Consider the following 23,259-nt stretch of genomic DNA (forward strand, 5'->3'; position numbering starts at 1 on the left):
GTTCGCACTCCTACTCTAGAATCGCTACACGTAATACTTCTTCGGTTGTTGTTAACCCTTGTTTGACTTTTAATAATCCATCGTCAATTAAAAAGATTGTTTTATTTTTACTAGCTAATTCCTTTAGTTTTTGAAAGGATTCGCCGTTCATCATTGCCCTGCTCATTTCATCATTTATTACTAAAACCTCATGTAAGGCAATCCTGCCTTTATAACCGGTCATGTTACAAGAAGAGCAACCTTTTCCTCGGGATATTTTATCTACTTTCATCCCACGTTTAGCAAAAATTTCAATTTCACGCTTTGAGGGTTCTTGAATTTCCGTACAGTCCCGACATACTTTACGGACAAGGCGCTGTGCTACAATACCGCTTAAAGAGGAAGCAAGCAAGAACGGCTCAACCCCCATGTCTATTAATCTCGTAACTGTACCGATTGAATCATTTGTATGAAGAGTACTTAGTACTAAGTGTCCGGTTAATGAGGCACGAATCGCCACCTCTGCTGTCTCTCTATCACGGATTTCTCCCACCATGATAATATTAGGATCTTGACGAAGAATCGATCTTAGTCCTGCTGCAAACGTCATACCTACATTTTGATTCACTTGAATTTGGCTGATTCCTTCCAGTTGGTATTCGACAGGATCTTCAATTGTAATGATATTGACTGCTTCGCTGTTCAGTTTGTTTAGTGCTGCATAAAGGGTCGAAGATTTACCTGATCCTGTTGGACCTGTAATAAGGACGATACCAGTAGGCTTTTCAATCATTTCAGCAAATCTTTTCGCATTAAGAGAATTAAAACCAAGTTTATTAATGTCATTTAATGTTGAGCCCATATCCAAAATCCGCATGACTATTTTTTCACCATACACAGTCGGCAGCGTGGATACACGAAGATCAACTGGATGAAACTCAAGATTTAATTTAATCCGCCCATCTTGGGGAATTCTGTGTTCAGTAATATCCAGTTTAGACATAATTTTTATTCTAGCGGTTAACACGCTTTGCATATGACGCGGGAGAACACGTTCCACCCGAAGAACACCATCAACTCGGTAGCGGATAACAACCTTGGTTTCTTGAGGATCCATATGAATATCGCTAGCCCTTTGGATGACTGCATTAGACAAAATCTGATTCACTAGGCGGACAATTGGTGAGTCAAGGTCGGTTACATCATCAACTCGTCCCTTGTCATTATGCTGAAGTTCATCCAACAGTTCGTCGAATGCATCATCCACATCATAATATTTGTTAATAGATCTAAGAATATCGTCTTTTGTGGCAATCGCAGGCTCTATTTGAAATCCTGTTGACAAACGTAAGTCATCAATAACAAAGAAATCCATAGGATTAGCCATAGCCACAAATAATTTATTTCCATCTTTTTTTAACGGAATAATTAAATTCCTTCTTGCTGATTCTTTTGAGATAAGTGAAAAAAGGTTTGTTTCAAATGGATAATTAAAAAGGCTAATATGTGGGATACCGAGTTGAAATTCCAACACTTCAATTAACTGTTGCTCGGTTATTAAGCCTCTGTCCAATAAAGCCTCTCCAATTTTTTGAGTCGGACTCTTTTCTTCTAGGGTAGTTTGAAGCTGCTCAACTGTAATTAATCCTTCTTCAATTAATAAATCACCAAGTCTTTTACGTGCTTGCCTCATATTCATCCCTGCTTTTTATTTTGGTTGTTCATTCGTGTTTCCCCAAATTTTACTTTCATTTGTATCTTGCTGTTCTGGATCAGAAGTTGTCGCTGTATGGTTATTGTTTGTGGTTGTTTCAACAGACTGATTAGTTGTATCAACCTGAGTACCAGATGAATCAATGGTTGGTGTGGTTTCTTGCGTGCCTTCAAGTCCATGTATTTCCACTTGATATATAGGTGGATAATAATCCTCAGAAATTAGTTCAGTCTTAATAAGTTGGTCACCTTGATATATTTCGCGATATACCTTAACAATCTGACCCTCTTCTCCCTTTGTTTGTATCTTTGTTTTACCTGGAAGTAGCAGTGGGCTATATTGAATGATAGTCTTAGGTGCTAATTTTTGTTCATCTTTTGTGCTTATTTTATAAGTATAAATTAATTTTTCACCCTTCATCTCAACCTTTAACTGGTTATTTTCCAGGTGTAGTGTAAGAATATACTTCGCTTTATTTGGATTCGTAATCACAAAATCCGCCTTTTTGATCGGGTTAACTTTAGCTTCGAATCCTAAACTAGAATAATCTGGTAAACTACTATTGATGTTTCTTTCTACAATTGAAAAGTTTGAGGGCAGAATTACTTGATAAATTCCAGTTGCCATCAAGTTTAATGAATCAATATCATCAATTTTTTGTTTCTTAGCAAACTCGAGTAGTGAAAAAGTAGATTCTGCGGCAATTTCTATTTCAGGATTCTTCTCTATAATTGATTGCAAACCTAACGGTATATCTTTTATTTCAACTACTGCAGTGTTTACGACTGACTCCTTTTTGATATCGTCTGAAAGTAAGAAACCATTAAAAAGGTCGATAGTCTGTGAACCAAATTCAAAAAGTGCAGCAGTGGAGTTTAGATTCTTGGTAAGCTTGTCCGCATCAACGTCACTCGTTTTAATCTGAGGAAAGAGTAGCCCTAATTGTTCTTCAACCTGAACTTTATCAACAGTAATGATTGCAGGATTTAATTGACCATCCTTCATGGAGTTGACTGTTTGCTGGGCATCAAGATGAAATTGGTTTAAATTAAAAGGAGCAGTTTTTTCTCCGTACTGTAGTTCGATAGACGTTTTCTTAAGCCAATCCAAATACTTTTCCTCTAATAGACTAATTGCTTCATCCTCTGTTTTCCCTGAAACATTTAATGGACCTATTGTTGTCCCTTCGGAAAATTCTCCATCTATATTTGTTATTTTTTCAAATGCTTTCACACCATAATGAGAGAAGCCGAAAATAAATGTGGTTCCAATAAATAAAACAAAAAACAACTTTATGAGTTGCTGATTTTTGCCCAAATGTATTTGCCTCCCTTCATACTACTTTTGCAAACTAATTTTTTTTATGGCGCTAATTTCATCAAGAACTTCATCTTTACTCACAGCCACTTCTTTAGGTGCCAGTAAAAAATCAAATGTAGAATCTTCGATTAAAATATCTTCATAGTTAAAATCCATTTTATTAGGGATGATTGTTGTGCTTTGATTTATTTCTTCAATCTGGTCAACTTGTTCTTCTAATGCTTCAACGAGTAATGACTCAATATCAGACAAATACCCAATTTCAGGTTCAATTTCTGGAAAATTCTCTATAACTTCATCTTCTAAATTCCGTTTAAGTAAAAATGAAATGTCATCATCATAAAGATTTTTTTCATCCTCAATATTTTTTTCAAGTCCATATCTTGTCAAAAGATCTCTACTATCAGTCACATTTGCAAGTGTATGTTCAACTATTGTTTTATCCTTAAGGTCAAAGGGTTTAGTAGTCTTTTCTAGTTCACTTTGTGAAACTGAAGCATTGAAAAAATACTCGTCAGATAGCTCTTCTTCAATTAAGGGTACTTCTTTAAACAGCAAAGTACCAATGCGTTTGTTCATGAAATAAGCTGTAAAAAAAATGAGTGCTACTAACATCATTGCCGTTTCCCATAATTGGAAAGTTGAAGCAGCCGCAAGACCTCCTAGTCCAAGTAAAAAACTTGCCAAAACTGCCAATAGCTTTCCTTTGAAAGTGAAACCCAGCGGTATAACGAAAATTATTAACATTAGAATTATCATAGAACCAAAGGCCCAAATAATCGACATATTAGATTCACAACCTATCTATCATCATTAATACTATTAATCTACATTTTATCTTAAATTATTTAATTATTTGATCATTTCTATTAAAAATAGACAAAATTCTTCCACAAAATATTGTATAATACTATTAAATATTTTAAAAGCAGCAGGATCAAGATAATTTTCTGGCAGTATTTTCAAATGTTTTCTACTTAAACTCTTCCTCTCTATAATTCTATCTATATTTGTTAGTTGATAATTATAGTATTTTTGTCCTATTATAAGATAGATATCTTCTTGAATTCTTTGAGACCCACTCAATCTTCCAAAACAAAACCTTATTATGAATTCACCCTTGAAGGGATTGGAATAGATGGAAATAAATAATAATGAAAAAGGGTTTACTTTAATCGAGGTACTTGTATCATTAGTCATTTTATCGATTATATTTTTATCAATTTTGCGCTTATTTCCACAAATGGGACTTATGAATAAGGTAAATGAGGATAAAACCCAAGCTATAAATACGGCTAAACAATTATTAATAGATTGGCAAAACTCCGTTGAAGTGCAAAATTATCTTGAAGACCCAACAACTGGAAGTCTGCCTGGATTTGTTAAAGCTGAAGGTGATTATTACTACTGTACAACAACTAAAGGTGAATTTACTGCAAATATAAAAATAAAGCAAACAACTGACTTAACTTCGGCTGCAACAGCTTCTCCATTTGAAGTCCATTATATTGAGATCCAACTTTTGAATAAAAGAAATTCTGTTGTCAGTGAAATATATGGTTACATTAGATTTTGATTAGAGGAGATGATTTTATTGATCCGTAACCACCGTGGATTAACATTTATCGAGTTATTGGTTTCTATAGCTATCGTCTCCTTTATTGGTATTATTATTGTTAGTACCCTATCCCAAAGCGTTAACTATTCACAAAAATCTATTTCTAAAAATTTTATACAACAAGAAGCAAATATCCTGAACACACAATTGATAAAAATCCATCAAAAATCTAAACAATATGTCCTTAGCAATTCAAATTGTGAAATAAATGTATCTATTACCAATAAAGACGATAGTACACAAACCCAGCTATTTACCAATACCAAATTATGCTATTCAATAAATCTTTCAGGGATTGTAATTCCAGGGCAGGAGGATAAAAATTTAATTCTTACTGTATCAGATCGTAATGACCCTAATAACAGTATCAAGATTACCACATTACTCTATCGTTTAAAGGATGGTGGATTTTGATGAAGAATGAGCAGGGGTATACACTCGTTACTGTTTTATTAATAATAACAATCTCGATGATTATTTTCTTATCATTTGTGGGACTATCTTTTAGCAGTGTTAAACAAAATCAGGTAGTCGAGAAGAACTCCAAGTCAGTAGCATTGGCTGAAATGGGCATATCCTATTATCAGGTTGCAGTACAAAATATATATGAAGCTAACAAACAATCAGTTAATGATCAAGTAAAAGCAAGAATCGAACAGGATCGAGAGGATCGAGCTACCGGACTTAAAACTGAGGACTATTATGTTAGCCTAGGAGTCTCGTTAATGAAAGAAGCCATTCGACAAGGGCTTGCTTCGGAGCGAAGTTCTGTTTCGTTAGAGGGAAAACCAAATTCTTCATTTTCCATTCAAGAAAGTAACTATTTTGATGTGAGCAAAGATAAGAAAATTCTTTTGAAAATTAATGGTGTCGAGAATGGAAAAAGTACCACACTTAGTACCGAGCTTGGCTTTACTCCCGTCATTAGTGGTCTAAATGGAACTAGTGGAGTTTCTTCTACTTATGTTCTACCTACCTTTAGCACGGTTCCATTACCTATAAATGTTCAAAGTACCTGTAAAAATCCTGTCACATTTAATATCGCTTGTACCGAAACATTAGTTGATACTCTTAAAACCTATTCCGATAATATCAACGGACTTAGCAATAAGCTTATTTATTCCTCCTATCCGACAGGTGTTTTTACCATTAATGGAAATGCCAATAGCATGACAAATATGAAAATCCATACAGAAAATTCCTTTTATTTAGGAAAGAATGCCAATAATGCCTCCACTTTGTTCCTTGAAAGTAAGGGAAATGCAACGTTTGATAGCCAATTTAGGTTAGATACTGCCTCAAAGGTTTATATTGGTGGGATATTAACCGTCAATGGGCATTTCGAATTAGCTGGTAATTCCATCGTTTATGTCGGGGGAAATGCAATTATCGGTGGGAAGTTAACTATCCCTAGTGGTTCAACGATGTGTGTCGGAGGAACATTAACTGTTGCGAAAAAACAGACAATCACTGGTAATTTAATTGTAAAAGGAAATGTAACAGACGCTGTGTTTAAACAAAAATGTGGAAACCCATCCACTCCACCTGTGGACATTACTTGGGAAGATAAACTACTAAATAGTGTTAACTATGAATACTAATTGATAGTAAAAAAGTACACATTCAAGGAAATTCACAAGAATGTGTACTTTTTCTATTTTTCATATAAACTCAATTTTTGAAGTAAAGACCTATTTAACATCTACTTAACACGACGAATACTCCGCCACCCGATTCCTACCAGCTCTTTTCGCACCAACATAAAGTGCTCTGTCTGCATGGCGGATTAGTGCTAAGGAGTCTTCCGCATCCTCAGGTGCCGTAGCTACCCCAATCGAGGCAGTAATCATGACCTTCTGCTGTGTGTTTTCAACATCTAAGGACTGTTTGATTGTAAATGGCCAATTGGCGATCATTCGCCTTATTTGTTCTGCCATTACGAAGGCAGCTTCTTTTGATGTATCAGGTAAAAGAATGACAAATTCTTCTCCGCCATATCGAGCGACGGTTCCATGCGTATGTTCAATTAGCTTACTTAGCCGGTTTGCCAGCTCAGACAGGATTTCATTGCCGCTTTGGTGCCCATACGAATCATTAACTTGTTTAAAATGGTCAATATCAAGAATGATTAATGATAGCGTTCGGCGCTCGAACCGGGTTAATTTTTCATATTCTTCGGATAGCAGATTTTCAAAATAGCGATAATTATACAGTTTTGTTAACGAGCAGCGTTCACTTTGCATTTTTGTGAGTTCATAATGCTTGGCATTTTCAATGGCAACCGCAAAGTGAGAACAAAGGATATCAATAATCATAAGCTGGAACTTTTCAAAGGCACGCTTTCGCTTCGATGCAAGTAATAATACGCCAATTACTTTCTTGCTTCTCACGATCGGTACACCAAGAATACTTTCAGCATCATCAGGTAGATGCCCATTTGAATATTGATGCCACTCTTTCCTTGCTGTGTATAAGAAAGTTTCTTGCTCACCCCAAACCATCCCGCTAATTCCTTGACTTTTTTTCACAGGTGGTAAACTATTGGGCATGCCATCTTCGATCCCTCGAACCAATATAAGCTCATCATTCTTTGACACCTCAAGGATATAAGCATAATCAACTGGTAGCATTTCACTAACCTTTTGAATTAACAACTCAACCACATCATCAACTTTTAGACGCTCGGCCATCTGATGTCCAATCTCTGCAGCCTTTTGTAAATATTCATTGATTTTTTCACTAGAGTAATAGAGTCTGAAAATCATCGATAAACTAACAAAAGGGATCCCTACAAACAACAGGGCTAAACTTCCGACCTGATTATAAAGGATATACAACACAAACCCAATCGGAAAGGTGATGAAAGTCGTCGTGGTCTCAACAATGAAATCCTTTCCAAAATAAGATTCTTTGCTTTTATAGACAAGGCGAAGATTACATGAAAAGATAATTTGATTCACTGAATAACTTACGACTGCATATAAGAAGGCAAGCCACATTGATTTGGTGTCGTAAGCAAAGTCAGGACCTGTCTGTCCACCAAACAGGTAATAAGCAATACCGCTGGTAAAGGAAACTATAAAGAACATATTCAAGTTAAGTGGCAAGCGGAATAATTCACCGTTTCGGAGAATTCTTGACTTAGTCAGTACTACAAAAACTGCTATTTGTGCAAAAATGATTTCAACAAATAAACCAAACATTAAAAAGGTAGCAAGCGCCACCCATTGGATTAAGAATATAAACATCTCATTAATGACAATTGGCATCGAAGCAACCACACAGGTTAAAAGCAAAAATGCAAAGATATCTAACCATTGCCCAGATATATGTGGAGGATAAGTCTTATAGGTGAACCAGGTTCCAGCGGGAACCATTAGAAACCAGGTAAGAAAAATCGCGTTCTTAATGGACGGTTTCACTTCCATGCTTATCCTCCTTACTGTTTTATAAAGATAAAATAATTTTACCATTATTAAAATAACTTGTCACAAAGAAGTTGTCTTATTTTTCAAACATTTGTCTAAAAATGGTTTTACCTCTGAAATAAAATAGAGTGAACCAGTTATTACTAATACGCTGTTGCTTTCTAGTGTCTTTATCTCCTCTATAAGAAAAGATCGCCAATCATCGACGGCCAGCTTGTTTGCTGACTGGCTTATTATCAGTAATTCCTCCGCTTTCTCTGCCCGTGGAAAATCAAAGCTAACAAAGGTAATTTGTGAAGCAATTTTATCAAGTTTGGCAATCATCTTGTCCAGCTTTTTATCCGTTAACGCAGCAAATACCACTTGGATTTTACGATTTGGATATCTCGTTTCTAATTCATGAGTGAGAGCCGCAACCCCTTCCTCATTATGAGCCCCGTCAATGATGACAAGTGGACTTTCAGACAGAATTTCAAACCTTCCTGGCCAATACGCCTTCTTTAATCCAGCTCGAATCGCCTGCTCAGTCAGGATAAACTCATCCTTCTGATGTAAAAATTGAGCGGTAATAACAGCAAGAGCCGCATTTTCAGTTTGATGCTGGCCAATCATGCTGATTTCTAAATGGTCGAGTGCTTCAAATTGGGTGGAAACGTTAAACACTTCGCCCTTTACTAAAGATTTATGGCCGCTAATCGAAAATTCCTGATCTAACCGATAAAGTGGTGCCTCTTTCTTTTGCGCTTGTTCTTCAATTTCCTTAATTGCGCCAGCGTGTTTAACAGCTGTAAAAAGAGCCGTGTTCTTTTTAATGATCCCTGCTTTTTCAAAGGCAATTTCTTCATAGGTAGACCCAAGGATATTGGTGTGATCTAGACCGATGTTGGTAATGATGGAAGCTAACGGTTGAATAATGTTTGTGGAGTCAAATCGACCGCCTAAACCCACTTCAAAAATAACGATGTCAACCTTGTTTATATGTGCAAAATAATGGAACGTCATTGCGGTAATCACTTCAAACTCGGTTGGTCCGCCCAGCTCCGTTTCTTCTAACTCATCTGCCAGCGGAAGAATGATGTTTGTTAGCTGAAGCAGTTCCGCATCGGTAATTGCTTTGCCATTGACACTAATTCGTTCGTTAAACTGTTCAATATAGGGCGAGGTAAAGGTACCAACCGTATACCCACCTTCTTCAAGAATCGAGCGAAGAAAGGTAACGGTGGAACCCTTTCCATTTGTACCGCCAATATGAACGGTCTTCATTTTTGTTTCGGGATGGCCAAGTCTTTCCATCATCCATTCCATCCGCTTTAAACCTGGTTTGATCCCTAGTCTTAACCGTGCATGGATCCATTCTAGGGCTTCTATATAGGTAGTAAACATCCGTGACACCCCATCTTTTTGTAAGATTAATAAGATGAGACGACCCCATTGCTGGACTCGCCTCACCTATTGTTTACCCTCTTAATTCTTTAATTCGCGCTTCAACAATCGCTCTCTTCTCGCGATAGTCATTTTCCTTTGCCCGCTCTTCAGCTACAACACTTTCAGGGGCTTTTTTCATGAAGCCTTCATTGCTTAATTTCTTTTGAACCCTTTCCACTTCTTTATTTAAGCGGTCAAATTCTTTTTCAAGACGAGCAATTTCTTCGTCAATGTTAATCAGGCCTTCAAGCGGCAGGATGATTTCTAAGCCAGTGATTACAGCTGTCATGGCTTTTTCAGGTGTTTCAAGCTCTACGCCCATTTGCAATTCTTCTGGATTACAGAAGCGTTCAATGTAGCTGCGGTTAGTTTCAATCGATTTAAGAACCGTTTCATCCTTTGCTTTCACAAGCATTTTGATTTTCTTACTCATTGGCGTGTTTACTTCAGCACGAATATTCCGTACGGAACGAATCATTTCCACAAGCAGCTTCATTTCTTGTGCGGCTTGGTCATCAGATAGTGCTGGATTTACTTCAGGCCACTTCGCTGTCGTAATCGATTCCCCTTGATGAGGAAGGTTCTGCCAAATTTCCTCGGTGATAAATGGCATGAATGGATGTAATAAACGCATCGTTTGATCTAATACATGAGCCAGTATTGAACGAGTTGTTTTCTTAGCCGTTTCATCTTCGCCATATAACGGCAATTTCGCCATTTCAATATACCAATCACAGAAGTCATCCCAGATAAAGTTGTATAAAGAACGGCCAACTTCACCAAATTCATAGCGGTCAGAAAGTCTTGTCACATGTTCAATCGTTTCATTTAAGCGTGTTAAAATCCACTTGTCTGCAACCGATTTTTCGCCGCTAAAATCAATTTCATCATAGGTCATGCCGTCCATATTCATTAACGCAAAGCGAGAAGCATTCCAAATTTTATTGGCAAAGTTCCAAGTCGACTCTACTTTTTCAAAGCTAAAGCGTAAATCTTGACCTGGAGAGCTTCCTGTTGAAAGGAAATATCTTAGCGCATCGGCACCGTATTTTTCAATAACATCCATTGGGTCAACGCCGTTGCCAAGGGACTTACTCATCTTCCGTCCTTGCTCATCACGAACGAGGCCGTGGATGAGAACATCTTTAAATGGACGCTCACCTGTAAATTCGATACTTTGGAAAATCATTCTCGATACCCAGAAGAAGATAATATCATAGCCAGTCACTAAAACATCAGTTGGGAAGTAACGCTTGTAATCGGACGCTTCAGTATTCGGCCAGCCCATCGTCGAAAATGGCCATAATGCGGAACTGAACCAAGTATCTAGAACGTCCTTATCCTGTTCCCAATTCTCAGCATCTGCAGGTGCTTCTAGACCAACGTATACTTCACCTGTTTGCTTGTGGTACCAAGCCGGAATTCGGTGACCCCACCAAAGCTGTCTCGAAATACACCAGTCGCGGATATTTTCCATCCAGCGCAGGTAGGTTTTTTCAAACCGGTCTGGTACAAAGGTTACTTTTTCTTCTTTGTTTTGTAAGGCTATCGCTTCATCAGCGAGCGGCTGCATTTTAACAAACCATTGTGTAGAAAGGTACGGTTCAACAACGGCACCGCTTCGTTCGGAGTGACCTACGGAATGTGGATGCTCTTCAATTTTGAAAAGAACCCCTTGTTCCTGCAAGTCTTTTACGATTTGCTTACGGCATTCGAAACGGTCTAGCCCTTTATACTTGCCGGCCTTATCATTCATAGAGCCGTCTTCGTTCATAACGAGAATCCGTTCAAGCTTGTGACGATTTCCTATTTCAAAATCGTTCGGATCATGCGCTGGTGTAATTTTTACCGCTCCAGATCCGAATTCCATATCCACATAATCATCAGCAACAATTGGAATTTCACGGCCAACGATTGGCAGTATAACGGTTTTACCTATGAGGTGCTTGTAACGGTCATCTTCTGGATGAACGGCAACCGCGCTATCACCAAGCATCGTTTCCGGACGGGTTGTCGCCACTTCGATCTGTCCAGAACCATCGGCAAGCGGATAACTCATATGATAAAAAGCACCTTGAACATCTTTATAAATTACCTCGATGTCTGATAAAGCTGTTTTGGTGGATGGATCCCAGTTAATAATATATTCCCCGCGGTAAATGAGGCCTTTGTTATAAAGGGTAACAAATACCTCTTTAACAGCATCAGACAAGCCTTCATCCAGTGTAAATCGCTCACGGCTGTAATCTAAGCCTAAGCCAAGTTTTGACCACTGCTGTCGGATATGGGAAGCATACTCTTCCTTCCACTTCCATGTTTCCTCAACGAACTTTTCTCTGCCTAAGTCGTAGCGGCTTTTGCCTTCACTGCGAAGCTTTTCTTCTACTTTTGCTTGGGTAGCAATCCCAGCATGGTCCATCCCAGGTAACCAGAGAACATCATATCCCTGCATCCGTTTCATGCGAGTAACGATATCTTGAAGAGTTGTATCCCAGGCATGACCTAAATGAAGTTTTCCCGTTACGTTTGGCGGCGGGATAACAACCGTATACGGTTCTTTACCCTCATCATCTTTTGCTTCGAAAAACTTCCCTTGTAACCACCATTCATACCGACCTTTTTCAATCGTTTGCGGGTCGTATTTAGTAGGCATTGTTAGTTCCTTTGTTTCCATAGTTAATTCCTCCTTATAATAAACTAATCGTGAAAAGTGATTTCATATGAGCAGCACACCAACCAACATAACAAAGGCGGTGTGAGCAGAGCCAGGCTTCACTTAATTCGTGTGTAAAATGTATTTTTTCACAAAGGTTGAATATCCTGATTCGTTCTTGCGCCGCTCCGCCCTTTTTCCACATAAAAAAACCCCAATCGTCATAAAAGGACGAATGGAGTTTGCTTCGCGGTACCACCTTTTTTCCAATCAAAAAAACTGATTGGCACTTATGTAGATAACGGATTTAGTCCGTCTCCAACTAATAGGATTTTTAAAATCCGTTCGCTGAAGAAGCTCGTGGGCGACCTTCCGACTTTCTGCTTAGGAAATCTTCCAGCTAATGATTTCCCTCTCTTTAAGCAGGTTTGTATCGTACTCTTCCCTGTCATTGCTTATATAATTAAATTTATATTGTTATACTACCGAAAAAAAGGGTTTGACGTCAATAATGATATCCACTTTTTTTATTTTTTATACTATATGCTTCTTTTTTGGAGAATTCTCCGCACTAGTGGAATATACATAAAGAAAATAAAAAAGGGGGGGTTGTCGGTGAAGAGAAATTTCCATAAATTTAAATACCAACCCTGGTTTCGGACTTGTCGGAGGGTTTGCGCGCAGTTAGTTGTTCCTTTTGTGATCTTCCAATTTATTCGAACACTGATCATTCCTACATTCTTTGATATCGTGTTATTAACTTTATTTGTCGCGATTGCGGTGTCCATCTATTTTGAAATCGTATAAGGAGCCCTTGTAGCAAGGTTATTGCTGCTGGGCTCCTTCTTTTGCTGCTGCCTGCGCATCAATCTCGGTCATTCTCATGACGACATACTCAGAATTTTTCAAATGCCAGTAACGGTGCTGCAGCTGGCGTACATATTTTAACTCATTTTTAGGACGCTGTTTCCGATAGTAACTCTCTGCTACTTGGATAATCGGAATTGGAAGCGCTAAATAGCTGAAGAATAATAATTTTTCGTCTGCTTTAAATGGAAAGTATTTAAAGTAATGATACACCCAATCGATAGCTGTATCGCTTCGTTTTGGATTGGTATTTAGGGCTCTTGATAAATAAGGCAGAAGGTCATGAATCGGTGATCCATACCGAGCATTCTCAAAATTTATAAAAAAGCCATATCCTTTATCATCATATAAAAAATGCTCGGGTGATAATTTTCCGTGTGTAATCACCATGCGGGCCTTTTCGTTGTCTTTTGTTTTTTCATACCACTCTTCAAATTTCGTTTTCGAGAATCGCAGCGCCTGGCTGATTTCGTTGTAATACAGGCAATATAACAATTCGAACGGCGACATGTACGTCTTTTTTTCACATTCGTCGATGTAACCATCGAGAAATTCCTGTTGTTTTTCAAGCTGCTGAAGGGTCTTCTCATAGTGCTCGGTTCGTTCTTCTTTGTTCATAGTAATTTCTTTGGCGGAAAGGGTATGAAGCCGCGCAAGCTCACGAAAAAGCTGCTGATTTTTGTGCTCACGGTCTTCCTTTTGTTCATTGGACATCCACGGCATTAAGTAATAAAGATTATTTTCATGTAAGACTGCATACCTGCCATCCATGGTAGGGTAAATGGGAACGATGCGGTTATACCCTTTTTGGTAGAGAAGATGAACATGGCGAATAAAGTCGGTCCCGGTCGTGGGGTCGATTTTTTTTAAAGCAAAAGTTCCTTTGTTTGAATAAACCTTTAGAACGCTGCCAAAATCCTCTACAAAATGTGGTTCGATTAGGTAATGTTTTAAAATAGATGCAAGTGGGCCTATATAATTCGAGTTATTCATGAGAACTCAACTCTCTTTCATCAGAAGAGCGTAATCGCCTATTTAGCGGCGACAAACATGTCATGAAAAGAAGGTGAGCAGGTCAAATGAACCCGCTCATCTCTTTCAATTATTTTTTTGCAAAGCTGCTAGGAATATATAATACTTGGCCTTCGTATACATCTTGATTGATTTCAAGATTATTAACGCGAAGGAGGTTTTGCACCGATACGTCATATCGATCGGCCACGCTGTTAACGGTATCTCCCTTTTGGACGATGCAAATCTTTACTCTTGCTTGCTCAGTACTTTCATCCTTCCGAGCAAAAAACTCGGTTAAGGTCATACTTTTCTTTTTGGCGGCTTTTTTCTTTTTCACATTCTTTGGTGGTGGTTCTTCATGTGCGGAAGAGCTTTCTTCAACCTGACCAGCTGGGGCATGCTCTGCCTCGGAAACAATCTCTTCCGCATCCTCTGGTCCAGGCACACCAGCTTCACTTCTTGCTTCTTGCAAATACCATGCAGGTTGGCTCTCTTCACTTTTTACTTCTGGGATATTTAATGCTGGTTGGTTTTCGTCATTTTTTTCTTCTTGGCTATTCCATGATGGTTGATTCCCTTCATTTCTGGCCGCTTGTAATTCCCATACAGGTTCGTTTTCCTCTTCTTCCATTTCTTCCTGTGGTTGATAATTGAAGGTCGGAAATTTCGGTAAAACCTCTACACTCTCTTCTTCCTGCGGTTTCCTAGCCTCTGCTTCAAACAAGAAGTTATCTTGATAATTACTTTGAACTGTTTCTAGTTCAACTTCTACTTCTTCCACTTCTTCATTGGCTTTTTCAAGTTCAGCACGATAGACAACCTCAATTTCTTCTACTTCTTCCTGCGGTTGTTGTAGTTGATCGGTTCCATATAAGCCGCTAATAGTTAGTTCTGCTGCCAACTTCAGGCAACTGCGTTCAGGAATCGAATAGTCAAACGATTCAACGAGAACATCGATATCGTAGATACTTTGAATCCGATTATTAGGGATGGTAATGTCGACTGGGAATCGATGTGAAAATTCACATGTTCCTTCCTCGCTTGCATCGACCCTCTCCACAAACTTTTGTGAAACTACACCTTCCTCTTCGCTTTCATTGTTAGTTTCGTAACTTTTATATTCGCCTGTGAGTTCGAGCGAACCTCTTATGGTTACGTACTGATCGTTTTCCTGGATGGTAATGTCCGGATCTAAAGAAATGGAGACCAATTCTTCGACTTCCTGTCCTTTTCTAAACCACAAAGATTCCTCCAAGGAAAAGCGTAGGCACGATTGGTTCTCTTGGGACAAAGCGACTCCTCCTTTCGTTTCCTTTACGCAAAATCACTATGTCACTTACACTCTATGACCCATGGGCTCTAAATATGATACTTTTGATTAGAAAAGAATCGTAGTTTTTGGGGATGGAGACTTAGATAAAGCTTATTTTGTTTTTAGAGGGGTTGATTCCTCCATGATGAGTGGGAATTCCGCCGATTTTCTATTTTATTCCGCCAAACTTGAACTTTATTCCGCCAGCTTCCATCGTTATTCCGCCAAAACTCGAATCTATTCCGCCAAACAGCTTTTAAATACTATTTTAATGAGTGCTCAGGCCTGGAGACCTCTGTATTATCATGGGAGCGGGCCTTACTAAGGTACGGGGGGATTCCGCCGATTTTCTATTTTATTCCGCCAAACTCGAACTTTATTCCGCGAGTTTTCATCGGTATTCCGCCAAAACTCGAATCTATTCCGCCAAACAACTATTATTTACCTATTTTAATGAGTGCTCAGGCCTGGAGACCTCTGTAATGTCATGGGAGCGGGCCTTACTAAGGTACGGGGGGATTCCGCCAAGTTGAGTAGGAATTCCGCCGATTTTCTATTTTATTCCGCCAAACTCGAACTTTATTCCGCCAGCTTCCATCGTTATTCCGCCAAAACTCGAATCTATTCCGCCAAACAGCTTTTAAATTCTATTTTAATGAGTGCTCAGGCCTGGAGATCTCTGTAATATAAGATAGTATGCCTTTACTAGGGTACGGGGGGATTCCGCCATGTTGAGTGGTAATTCCGCCGATTTTCTATTTTATTCCGCCAAACTCGAACTTTATTCCGCCGGCTTCCATCGTTATTCCGCCAAAACTCCTATTTATTCCGCCAAGCCCGATTTGTCATCTCCCAAAAGCCAGTCCACAGACTGGCTCAACAAATTAAGCCCTTAATCATACAAAAACACCCACCATACCTGGTGGGTGCCTAGAACAATATTATTTAAGCTTTGAGAATGCGATCTCAGCTGCTCGGATTGTCTTTTCGATATCTTCATCTGAATGCTCAGTGGATAAGAACAAGCCTTCAAATTGTGATGGCGGTAAGAAGATCCCTTGAAGAGCCATCTCACGATAATATGCTGCGAAGAACTCCAAATTGGATGATTTCGCCACCTCATAATTTATAACATCTTGATTGGTAAAGAAGAAGCCAATCATTGAACCCGCACGGTTAAATGAGATTGGAACATCATATTTTTCAGCCGCTGCCTTGAAGCCCTTTTCCAATAGATCTCCTTTACGGATAAATTCCTCGTAATGTTCTGGAGTTAATTGGCTTAATGTTTCAAAACCGGCTGTCATTGCAAGTGGATTACCTGACAAAGTTCCTGCTTGATAAATTGGACCGCTTGGTGCAATCTGCTGCATGATTTCCGCTTTACCGCCGTAAGCTCCTACAGGAAGTCCACCGCCGATTACTTTACCCAGACAGGTAATGTCAGGAGTGATATTGAAATACCCTTGAGCACAGTTATAGCCCACACGGAAGCCTGTCATCACTTCATCAAAAATTAGCAATGAGCCGTTTTTGGACGTAATCTCACGAAGTCCTTCTAAGAACCCTGGAAGAGGTGGCACTAGACCCATGTTCCCAGCAACAGGTTCAACAATGATACATGCAAGATCATCACCGAATTGTTCAAACGCAAACTTCACACTTTCTAAGTCATTATATGGTACAGTGATAGTGTTTTTTGCAATGCCTTCAGGAACACCTGGGCTGTCAGGTAACCCAAGTGTTGCCACTCCAGAACCCGCCTTAATCAACAGGGAATCCCCGTGACCATGGTAGCAGCCTTCAAATTTCAAAATTTTGTTACGGCCTGTATAGCCTCTAGCTAAGCGAAGCGCACTCATCGTCGCTTCTGTTCCTGAAGATACCATCCGAATCACTTCAATCGATGGTACTCGTTCAATCACAAGATTAGCAAGTTTATTTTCCATTAATGTCGGGGCACCGAAACTTGTACCAAGCTCTGCCACCTTTTTTAAGCCTTCAACTACACGGTCATTCGTATGACCAAGGATAAGCGGTCCCCATGAAAGGACGTAGTCAATGTATTCATTGCCATCAATATCATAGATCTTTGAACCCTTGCCTCGTTCCATAAAAATCGGGTCCATATTTACTGATTTAAAAGCACGTACCGGGCTATTTACTCCGCCTGGCATGAGAGTTTGGGCTTCTTTAAATGCTTCTATCGACTTAGTATACGAACGCATGCCGTTCCCTCTTTTCAAATTATTGGTCTTCTCTTAACCAGCGAACCGCATCTTTTGCAGCATAAGTGATGATCAAATCCGCCCCTGCACGTTTCATGCCGATTAACATTTCAAGCACGGTGTTTTTCTCATCAATCCAGCCGTTTTGTGCAGCCGCTTTAATCATTGAATATTCTCCACTTACATTATAAATAACAATTGGTAAATTAAAGGTATTTTTCATATCACGAACGATGTCAAGGTATGGCATACCTGGCTTCACGATCAGGAAGTCTGCCCCTTCAGCCACATCAGATTCGGCTTCTCTAAATGCTTCCATACGGTTCGCAGGATCCATTTGATACGTCTTACGATCACCAAATTGCGGTGCTCCTTCAGCTGCTTCACGGAATGGACCGTAGAAAGCTGAGGCATATTTTACGGCATAAGACATAATCGGAATCTCAGTAAAGCCCGCTTCGTCTAATCCTGCACGAATAGCAGCCACAAAACCGTCCATCATATTAGATGGTGCAATAATGTCTGCCCCTGCTTCTGCCTGAGCTATTGCAGTTTTTACAAGCAATTCAAGGGATTGGTCGTTCAGAATCTTCTCTCCTTCAACGACTCCACAATGCCCATGGCTTGTGTATTCACATAAGCAAGTATCAGCTACGACAATAATCTCAGGGAATTTTTCTTTGATAAAGCGAGTCGCTACCTGGACAATCCCATGGTCATGGTATGCTTGCTCACCGCATGCGTCTTTCGTTTTCGGAATGCCAAATAGTAAAACTGACTTAATTCCATGGGCAACGATATCTTCCATTTCTGCTTCTAGATGATCCATTGATACTTGGAATACACCCGGCATGGATGAGACTTCCTTACGGATATTTTCACCTTCGTAAATAAATAGTGGATATATGAAGTCCTCCGCTTTCAAGTGATTTTCACGCACAAGCGAGCGCATACTTGCACTTGAACGTAAGCGGCGATGACGTTTAAATTGAAGTTCCATTTATTATTCCTCCATCTCTAAATAAGCAATCGTACTTCTAATCATTTCTTTAACCGTATACTCTTTAGGTGACGCATGGACCGTTAATCCATAGGCACGTAATTTTTTCTCGGTTACAGGCCCAATACAGCTAATCAGGCAGCTTCTTAACTGCTCATCTAGTCCATATTCCTTAACGACATCCATTAGATGATCCACCGTCGAAGGGCTTGTAAAGGTAAGGATATCAAGTTGATGATTCGCTAGCATATCCGCCAGCATATCACGACTACTATCCGGCAGGTACGTCTCGTAAATGACCACCTCATCTACCTGTGCACCGAACTTATGTAAGGAACGAGCGATATATTCTCGAGCAAGATTGCCTTTCGGAAGGAGCACCCTTGAATCCCTATCTATAAATGGGCTAAATTCTTCTACAAACGTTTCCGCCACATAGGCGGATGGAACAAACTCAGGTGAGAACCCCATCTCTTTTAAAACCTCTGCCGTCCTTTTTCCAATGACAGCGATTTTTGGAAGGGTACAGCCTTGCCCTTCCTCTTTAAAAAAAGAAAAGAAGGTTTCAACTGTGACATTGCTCGTAAAAATTAACCAGTCATATGTATCAAGTGCCATCAGTGCATCATGCAGACGCTGATTTTTTTCAATCGGACGAAAGGCAATAAGAGGGATTTCGATTGGAATCCCTCCATACCTTTCAACCAACTGCGAAAAGGATTTTGCTTGATTTTCTCCTCTTGGAACAAGAACCTTTTTATCAAGCAAAGGCAACGATTGGATCATTGACCTTCAAGCTCCCGTTTCACCTTTTCAATCAGGTCTTTTCCACCCTTTTGAATTAATAGGTCAGCCGCCTGAATACCAAGCTCTTCTGGATTTTGTCCTCTAACTTCTTCTTTAATTATTTCATGTCCTTCTGGTGAAGCAACTAAAACATTTAGGACGATTTCATCATTTTCAGCCACATATGCGAAGCCAGCAATTGGTACCTGACACCCACCCTCCATTTTTTGAAGGAACGCACGCTCAGCACGAACGGCTCTTTCTGTTTTCTTGCAGGTGAATTTTTCAAAGAGTTCTAGAAGTTCTTTATCATCTTCACGGCATTCGATTGATAAAGCCCCTTGACCCACAGCTGGAATACAAAGGTCTGCATCTAAAAATTCAGTCACGACATCTGAAGCCCAGCCAAGGCGGGAAAGGCCTGCAGCCGCTAGAATAATCGCATCGTATTCTTCCGTTTCTAATTTTGCTAATCTTGTATCCACGTTCCCACGAATCCATTTAATCTCTAAATCTGGTCGCGCCACTAACAGCTGTGCACTACGGCGCAGGCTGCTTGTTCCGACAATCGCACCTGGCTTTAAATCTTTTAACTTCACATGTCCTCTTGAAATCAGCGCGTCACGGTGATCTTCACGGAAAGGAATGCAGCCAATTGTCAGTCCCTCTGGTAAAACAGCTGGCATGTCTTTCATACTATGAACGGCCATATCAATCTCTTTATCAAGCATAGCCTGCTCGATCTCTTTTACAAATAATCCTTTACCGCCAACTTTTGAAAGGGTAACGTCCAGAATTTGATCCCCTTTTGTGACGATTTCTTTTACTTCGAATTCAAAACGAGGGTCCAAGTTATTGAGCTGGTCCATCACCCAGTTTGTTTGTGTTAAAGCTAGTTTGCTTCGTCTAGAACCTACAATGATTTTTCTCATGATTGCTGCCTCCTTGGTTTGCACTACGCATACCATAAATGAAAAGATGATAATCGACCTAATAAGAAAAAGTTAATTAAGACAATTAAAAATGCGGCTGTATTCCAAATCGCTAATTTTCGTCCCGATAAATTTTTCATAATATGCAAATATAAAAGGATACTATAGGCTATTAATAACATAAAAGATCCAATAATTTTCATATCGTACCAAGGCATCCCGGGTACCTTAAGGAAGGCCCACTGCAGTCCTAAAATCAAACTAAGCAGCAGCATAGGAACACCGATAACGGCCAATATGTAAGATGATTTTTCGAGTTTATCTAAGTCAGCAAGTCGTATGAGCCTAGTTCCCCATTTTTTCCTTTTTAATAAATCATATTGAAGCAGATATAAAGATGAAAATACAAAGGATAGTGAAAAGGCTCCATATGATAGGATGGCCATCGTTATATGGATCAACAGAAGTTCGGAAACAAGCTGCTTAGCCATGATATGCGAACTATATTGCATCGGCGCAAATGTATGAATCGCCATTACCGTAAAGCCAAGGATATTCGTAAAAAAGACGATAAAATCAACACGTAATAAATGATTGATAACAATTGATAATGTGACTAATATCCAAGCATAAAAATAAAGTCCCTCAAAAATCGTTAGTACAGGGAACCTGCCTGTTTTATACATATAGCTTGCGAGGAAGACGGTTTGTAAAATCCATACAAATGCAAGTAACCAGAAAGCAATACGGTTTGCCTTCCGGTTATGGTGTAGAAAATCGAAAAAATATAACAACACACTAAAGGCATAGAGAACAACAGTTAATTCGTGTAGCCTTGTCATAAAGACATTAAACATAGAATGTACCCCTTATGACTGAAAGGAAGCCCGCGGTGTTGTAACCGGTATTAGATTGGTTTCGGCTGCTTTCGAATGTTGTTCTTGAACAAGCTCTTCAATATTAAAGATTTTCATGAATAGATCCATAGCCTGATTTGCATCAGGACGCGCAGCCAATTCTTTTGCTTGTAAGATAGGATCCTTTAAGAGCTGATTGATGATACTTTTTGTGTGCTTATTTAAAACTTTTAAATCACGCTCAGATAAATTTGGTAATTTTCTTTCCAAACTAACCATCGTTTCAGATTGAATGACATGGGCTTTTTCTCTAAGTGCTGAGATAACTGGAACCACACCAAGCATTCCAAGCCATTGCTTGAACTCGACGATTTCTTTTTCGATCATGAGCATGATTTTTTCGGCCGCTTTCTTGCGCTCTTGCAGGTTGGCCTCGACAATCCCCTCTAAATCGTCAATATCGTATAAAAAGACATTTTCAAGTTCACCAATTTTTGGATCAAGGTCGCGCGGTACGGCAATGTCTACCATAAATAATGGCTTACCCTTACGTTTTTTCTCTACTTTAACCATCATGTCTTTTGAAATGACAAAGTCCTTCGCACCAGTTGAACTAATTAGGATATCAGCTTCCACCATTGCTTTCTCTAACTCAGCCAATTTTCTCGCTTTACCGCTGAATCGATTCGCTAAGTCGATCGCCTTTTCATAAGTTCGGTTAATAACAGTTACTTTCTTCACTCCATTACCATGGAGGTTCTGGGCCGCTAACTCACCCATTTTGCCTGCACCAAAAATTAACACATGTTTATTGGCAAGCGAGCCAAAAATTTTCTTGGCTAACTCCACTGCTGCATAGCTGACAGAAACGGCATTTGCACCAATATCTGTTTCTGAATGCGCGCGTTTTGCAAGGGTAATTGCTTGCTTAAACAAGTGGTTAAATACGGTACCTGTAGTGCCTTCTTGCTGTGCCAACATGAAGCTCGTACGAACCTGTCCAAGGATTTGTGTTTCCCCTAAGACCATAGAATTAAGTCCGCATGTAACATTAAATAAATGATCAATCGCCCCATCATCTTCATACACAAATAAGAACGGAGAAAATTCTTTTTGTTCTAATCCGAACCATTCTGCCAGAAATTCTTTAATATAATAGCGGCCTGTATGTAATTGATCTACAACCGCATAAATTTCCGTACGATTACATGTAGACAAGATGATATTTTCTAAGATGCTTTTTTTGGTATTTAACTTTTTTATGGCATCCGAGAGGTCGGCTTCATTAAATGACAACCGCTCACGTATTTCAACAGGGGCAGTTTTATAGTTTATACCGATCACTAATGTATGCATTTGTAAGGACACCCCCAATAGATATTGCAACTTAACTAGTATGATTATATCATGAGCAATTTCGTCTTTTGATCGAAAAATGTGAACAGAAAACGAAACTATATGTTAATATATTTAAGTAACATCGCTGATGAACAATCCCAATAGGGACAGATTAGCAAAGTTTACTTTAAACTTTCTTAATAATAATAAATGTTTTCTTAAAATACTTCCTTATGTACAGTATCAAAAAAACGGACGAGTTTCAAGTGAACCTTACTGGAAGTGTGGTGTTTTTAATGAAGAATCAACGAATTTTTCCTGGGATTATTCTCATAGGCTTTGGTGCTTACTTTTTGTTGCAGCAAACCGGTATTACTATTTTCCAACAATTTTTCACATGGCCGACTTTATTGATCATCGTCGGAATTGCTTTTTTAGGGCAGGGATATTCTGCAAATGAATATGAGGCAATTCTTCCAGGGGTCATTATGGCTGGATTTGGACTCCATTTTCATGTAGTGGGCAAAGTGTCCTTTTGGCCAAGCAACACAATCGGGATGTTAATTTTAATCATTTCTATAGGATTTTTCCTGCGGTTCCAAAGGTCGAATTCTGGTTTGTTCCAAGCATTTCTCTTTCTTATTTTAGCTGTTCTCCTCTTATTTTATGATAAAATTACTGCTTATTTTGATTTACTGCAAAACGGAATGAGTTTTGTTTGGAAGTTTTGGCCAGCTCTACTGATTGTGGTTGGGATTTATTTTCTACTTAAGAAAAAAAAATAACGC

The 23,259-nt window shown here is 39.1% G+C and carries 20 protein-coding genes and 1 other annotated feature; of the genes, 6 read left to right on the forward strand and 14 right to left on the reverse strand.

The window, feature by feature from the left end:
* Positions 1 to 10 precede the first annotated feature (10 nt).
* The 3 genes from ACJ004_RS18930 to ACJ004_RS18940 are packed head-to-tail and all read right to left on the reverse strand — an operon-like array spanning position 11 to position 3,799.
* Positions 11 to 1,672 (reverse strand): GspE/PulE family protein, encoded by a 1,662-nt coding sequence (locus ACJ004_RS18930; protein WP_410894699.1) that lies wholly within the window; start codon positions 1,670 to 1,672, stop codon positions 11 to 13.
* Positions 1,673 to 1,687: 15 nt separating this feature from the next.
* Positions 1,688 to 3,010, reverse strand: coding sequence for a G5 domain-containing protein (locus tag ACJ004_RS18935; RefSeq protein WP_410894700.1), 1,323 nt, complete (start codon positions 3,008 to 3,010; stop codon positions 1,688 to 1,690).
* 21 nt (positions 3,011 to 3,031) lie between these two features.
* A complete protein-coding gene (locus ACJ004_RS18940; protein WP_410894701.1) occupies positions 3,032 to 3,799 on the reverse strand; it encodes a hypothetical protein in 768 nt (255 codons plus the stop codon).
* Positions 3,800 to 4,151: 352 nt separating this feature from the next.
* On the opposite strand from ACJ004_RS18940, the gene ACJ004_RS18945 reads away from it, so the two are divergent.
* Genes ACJ004_RS18945 through ACJ004_RS18955 form a run of 3 tightly spaced genes read left to right on the forward strand, consistent with a single transcriptional unit; the run spans position 4,152 to position 6,232 of the window.
* On the forward strand, positions 4,152 to 4,589 hold the full coding sequence (locus ACJ004_RS18945; protein WP_410894702.1) for a type IV pilus modification PilV family protein: 438 nt from the start codon (positions 4,152 to 4,154) through the stop codon (positions 4,587 to 4,589).
* A gap of 18 nt (positions 4,590 to 4,607) precedes the next feature.
* Positions 4,608 to 5,045 (forward strand): type II secretion system protein, encoded by a 438-nt coding sequence (locus tag ACJ004_RS18950; protein ID WP_410894703.1) that lies wholly within the window; start codon positions 4,608 to 4,610, stop codon positions 5,043 to 5,045.
* Positions 5,045 to 6,232, forward strand: coding sequence for a hypothetical protein (locus ACJ004_RS18955; RefSeq protein WP_410894704.1), 1,188 nt, complete (start codon positions 5,045 to 5,047; stop codon positions 6,230 to 6,232). The genes ACJ004_RS18950 and ACJ004_RS18955 overlap by 1 nt, the downstream gene beginning before the upstream one ends.
* A 105-nt stretch (positions 6,233 to 6,337) precedes the next feature.
* Here the strand turns inward: ACJ004_RS18955 and ACJ004_RS18960 are convergent, their stop codons facing one another.
* The 3 genes from ACJ004_RS18960 to ACJ004_RS18970 form a co-directional block, all read right to left on the reverse strand.
* Complete coding sequence (locus ACJ004_RS18960) at positions 6,338 to 8,059, reverse strand: sensor domain-containing diguanylate cyclase (protein WP_410894705.1); 1,722 nt, start codon at positions 8,057 to 8,059, stop codon at positions 6,338 to 6,340.
* Between the two features lie 60 nt (positions 8,060 to 8,119).
* Positions 8,120 to 9,442 (reverse strand): bifunctional folylpolyglutamate synthase/dihydrofolate synthase, encoded by a 1,323-nt coding sequence (locus ACJ004_RS18965; RefSeq protein WP_410894706.1) that lies wholly within the window; start codon positions 9,440 to 9,442, stop codon positions 8,120 to 8,122.
* A gap of 73 nt (positions 9,443 to 9,515) precedes the next feature.
* Positions 9,516 to 12,158, reverse strand: a complete 2,643-nt coding sequence (locus ACJ004_RS18970) for a valine--tRNA ligase (RefSeq protein ID WP_410894707.1) — start codon at positions 12,156 to 12,158, stop codon at positions 9,516 to 9,518.
* Between the two features lie 203 nt (positions 12,159 to 12,361).
* Positions 12,362 to 12,598, reverse strand: a binding site (T-box leader).
* Positions 12,599 to 12,752: 154 nt separating this feature from the next.
* Here ACJ004_RS18970 and ACJ004_RS18975 point away from each other — a divergent pair.
* Positions 12,753 to 12,944: a hypothetical protein gene (locus ACJ004_RS18975; protein WP_410894708.1), complete on the forward strand. Its 192-nt coding sequence runs from the start codon at positions 12,753 to 12,755 to the stop codon at positions 12,942 to 12,944.
* Positions 12,945 to 12,962: 18 nt separating this feature from the next.
* Here ACJ004_RS18975 and ysxE read toward each other — a convergent pair whose 3' ends face one another.
* Positions 12,963 to 13,997, reverse strand: coding sequence for a spore coat protein YsxE (gene ysxE / locus ACJ004_RS18980; protein ID WP_410894709.1), 1,035 nt, complete (start codon positions 13,995 to 13,997; stop codon positions 12,963 to 12,965).
* A gap of 109 nt (positions 13,998 to 14,106) precedes the next feature.
* Positions 14,107 to 15,309: a stage VI sporulation protein D gene (gene spoVID, locus ACJ004_RS18985; RefSeq protein WP_410894710.1), complete on the reverse strand. Its 1,203-nt coding sequence runs from the start codon at positions 15,307 to 15,309 to the stop codon at positions 14,107 to 14,109.
* A gap of 749 nt (positions 15,310 to 16,058) precedes the next feature.
* Here spoVID and ACJ004_RS18990 point away from each other — a divergent pair.
* Complete coding sequence (locus tag ACJ004_RS18990) at positions 16,059 to 16,226, forward strand: hypothetical protein (RefSeq protein WP_410894711.1); 168 nt, start codon at positions 16,059 to 16,061, stop codon at positions 16,224 to 16,226.
* 45 nt (positions 16,227 to 16,271) lie between these two features.
* Here ACJ004_RS18990 and hemL read toward each other — a convergent pair whose 3' ends face one another.
* The 6 genes from hemL to hemA are packed head-to-tail and all read right to left on the reverse strand — an operon-like array spanning position 16,272 to position 22,489.
* Entirely contained in the window at positions 16,272 to 17,558 is a 1,287-nt protein-coding gene (gene hemL / locus ACJ004_RS18995; RefSeq protein WP_410894712.1) for a glutamate-1-semialdehyde 2,1-aminomutase, read from the reverse strand.
* A 19-nt stretch (positions 17,559 to 17,577) separates the two neighbouring features.
* Complete coding sequence (gene hemB, locus ACJ004_RS19000) at positions 17,578 to 18,558, reverse strand: porphobilinogen synthase (RefSeq protein WP_410894713.1); 981 nt, start codon at positions 18,556 to 18,558, stop codon at positions 17,578 to 17,580.
* 3 nt (positions 18,559 to 18,561) lie between these two features.
* Complete coding sequence (locus tag ACJ004_RS19005; RefSeq protein WP_410894714.1) at positions 18,562 to 19,344, reverse strand: uroporphyrinogen-III synthase; 783 nt, start codon at positions 19,342 to 19,344, stop codon at positions 18,562 to 18,564.
* The gene (hemC, locus tag ACJ004_RS19010) at positions 19,341 to 20,276 is read right to left on the reverse strand and encodes a hydroxymethylbilane synthase (RefSeq protein ID WP_410894715.1); all 936 of its coding nucleotides are present in this window, start codon (positions 20,274 to 20,276) and stop codon (positions 19,341 to 19,343) included. The genes ACJ004_RS19005 and hemC overlap by 4 nt, the downstream gene beginning before the upstream one ends.
* Positions 20,277 to 20,299: 23 nt before the next feature.
* A complete protein-coding gene (locus tag ACJ004_RS19015) occupies positions 20,300 to 21,133 on the reverse strand; it encodes a cytochrome C assembly family protein (RefSeq protein WP_410894716.1) in 834 nt (277 codons plus the stop codon).
* 12 nt (positions 21,134 to 21,145) lie between these two features.
* Positions 21,146 to 22,489, reverse strand: a complete 1,344-nt coding sequence (gene hemA, locus ACJ004_RS19020; RefSeq protein ID WP_410894717.1) for a glutamyl-tRNA reductase — start codon at positions 22,487 to 22,489, stop codon at positions 21,146 to 21,148.
* Positions 22,490 to 22,767: 278 nt separating this feature from the next.
* Between hemA and ACJ004_RS19025 the strand changes: the two genes are divergently transcribed.
* On the forward strand, positions 22,768 to 23,256 hold the full coding sequence (locus tag ACJ004_RS19025; RefSeq protein ID WP_410894902.1) for a LiaF transmembrane domain-containing protein: 489 nt from the start codon (positions 22,768 to 22,770) through the stop codon (positions 23,254 to 23,256).
* Positions 23,257 to 23,259: the final 3 nt, after the last annotated feature.

The sequence above is a fragment of the Neobacillus sp. 204 genome (assembly GCF_046562815.1).
GTDB lineage: Bacteria > Bacillota > Bacilli > Bacillales > Cytobacillaceae > Neobacillus.

What these genes read in the sequence shown, in the direction of transcription:
- ACJ004_RS18930 (WP_410894699.1), bottom strand. Translation starts at nt 1,672, where the DNA reads ATGAGGCAAGCACGTAAAAGACTTGGTGATTTATTAATTGAAGAAGGA.
- ACJ004_RS18940 (WP_410894701.1), bottom strand. Translation starts at nt 3,799, where the DNA reads ATGTCGATTATTTGGGCCTTTGGTTCTATGATAATTCTAATGTTAATA.
- ACJ004_RS18945 (WP_410894702.1), top strand. Translation starts at nt 4,152, where the DNA reads ATGGAAATAAATAATAATGAAAAAGGGTTTACTTTAATCGAGGTACTT.
- ACJ004_RS18955 (WP_410894704.1), top strand. Translation starts at nt 5,045, where the DNA reads ATGAAGAATGAGCAGGGGTATACACTCGTTACTGTTTTATTAATAATA.
- ACJ004_RS18960 (WP_410894705.1), bottom strand. Translation starts at nt 8,059, where the DNA reads ATGGAAGTGAAACCGTCCATTAAGAACGCGATTTTTCTTACCTGGTTT.
- ACJ004_RS18965 (WP_410894706.1), bottom strand. Translation starts at nt 9,442, where the DNA reads ATGTTTACTACCTATATAGAAGCCCTAGAATGGATCCATGCACGGTTA.
- ACJ004_RS18970 (WP_410894707.1), bottom strand. Translation starts at nt 12,158, where the DNA reads ATGGAAACAAAGGAACTAACAATGCCTACTAAATACGACCCGCAAACG.
- ysxE (WP_410894709.1), bottom strand. Translation starts at nt 13,997, where the DNA reads ATGAATAACTCGAATTATATAGGCCCACTTGCATCTATTTTAAAACAT.
- ACJ004_RS18990 (WP_410894711.1), top strand. Translation starts at nt 16,059, where the DNA reads ATGTTGAGTGGTAATTCCGCCGATTTTCTATTTTATTCCGCCAAACTC.
- hemL (WP_410894712.1), bottom strand. Translation starts at nt 17,558, where the DNA reads ATGCGTTCGTATACTAAGTCGATAGAAGCATTTAAAGAAGCCCAAACT.
- hemB (WP_410894713.1), bottom strand. Translation starts at nt 18,558, where the DNA reads ATGGAACTTCAATTTAAACGTCATCGCCGCTTACGTTCAAGTGCAAGT.
- ACJ004_RS19005 (WP_410894714.1), bottom strand. Translation starts at nt 19,344, where the DNA reads ATGATCCAATCGTTGCCTTTGCTTGATAAAAAGGTTCTTGTTCCAAGA.
- hemC (WP_410894715.1), bottom strand. Translation starts at nt 20,276, where the DNA reads ATGAGAAAAATCATTGTAGGTTCTAGACGAAGCAAACTAGCTTTAACA.
- ACJ004_RS19015 (WP_410894716.1), bottom strand. Translation starts at nt 21,133, where the DNA reads ATGTTTAATGTCTTTATGACAAGGCTACACGAATTAACTGTTGTTCTC.
- hemA (WP_410894717.1), bottom strand. Translation starts at nt 22,489, where the DNA reads ATGCATACATTAGTGATCGGTATAAACTATAAAACTGCCCCTGTTGAA.
- ACJ004_RS19025 (WP_410894902.1), top strand. Translation starts at nt 22,768, where the DNA reads ATGAAGAATCAACGAATTTTTCCTGGGATTATTCTCATAGGCTTTGGT.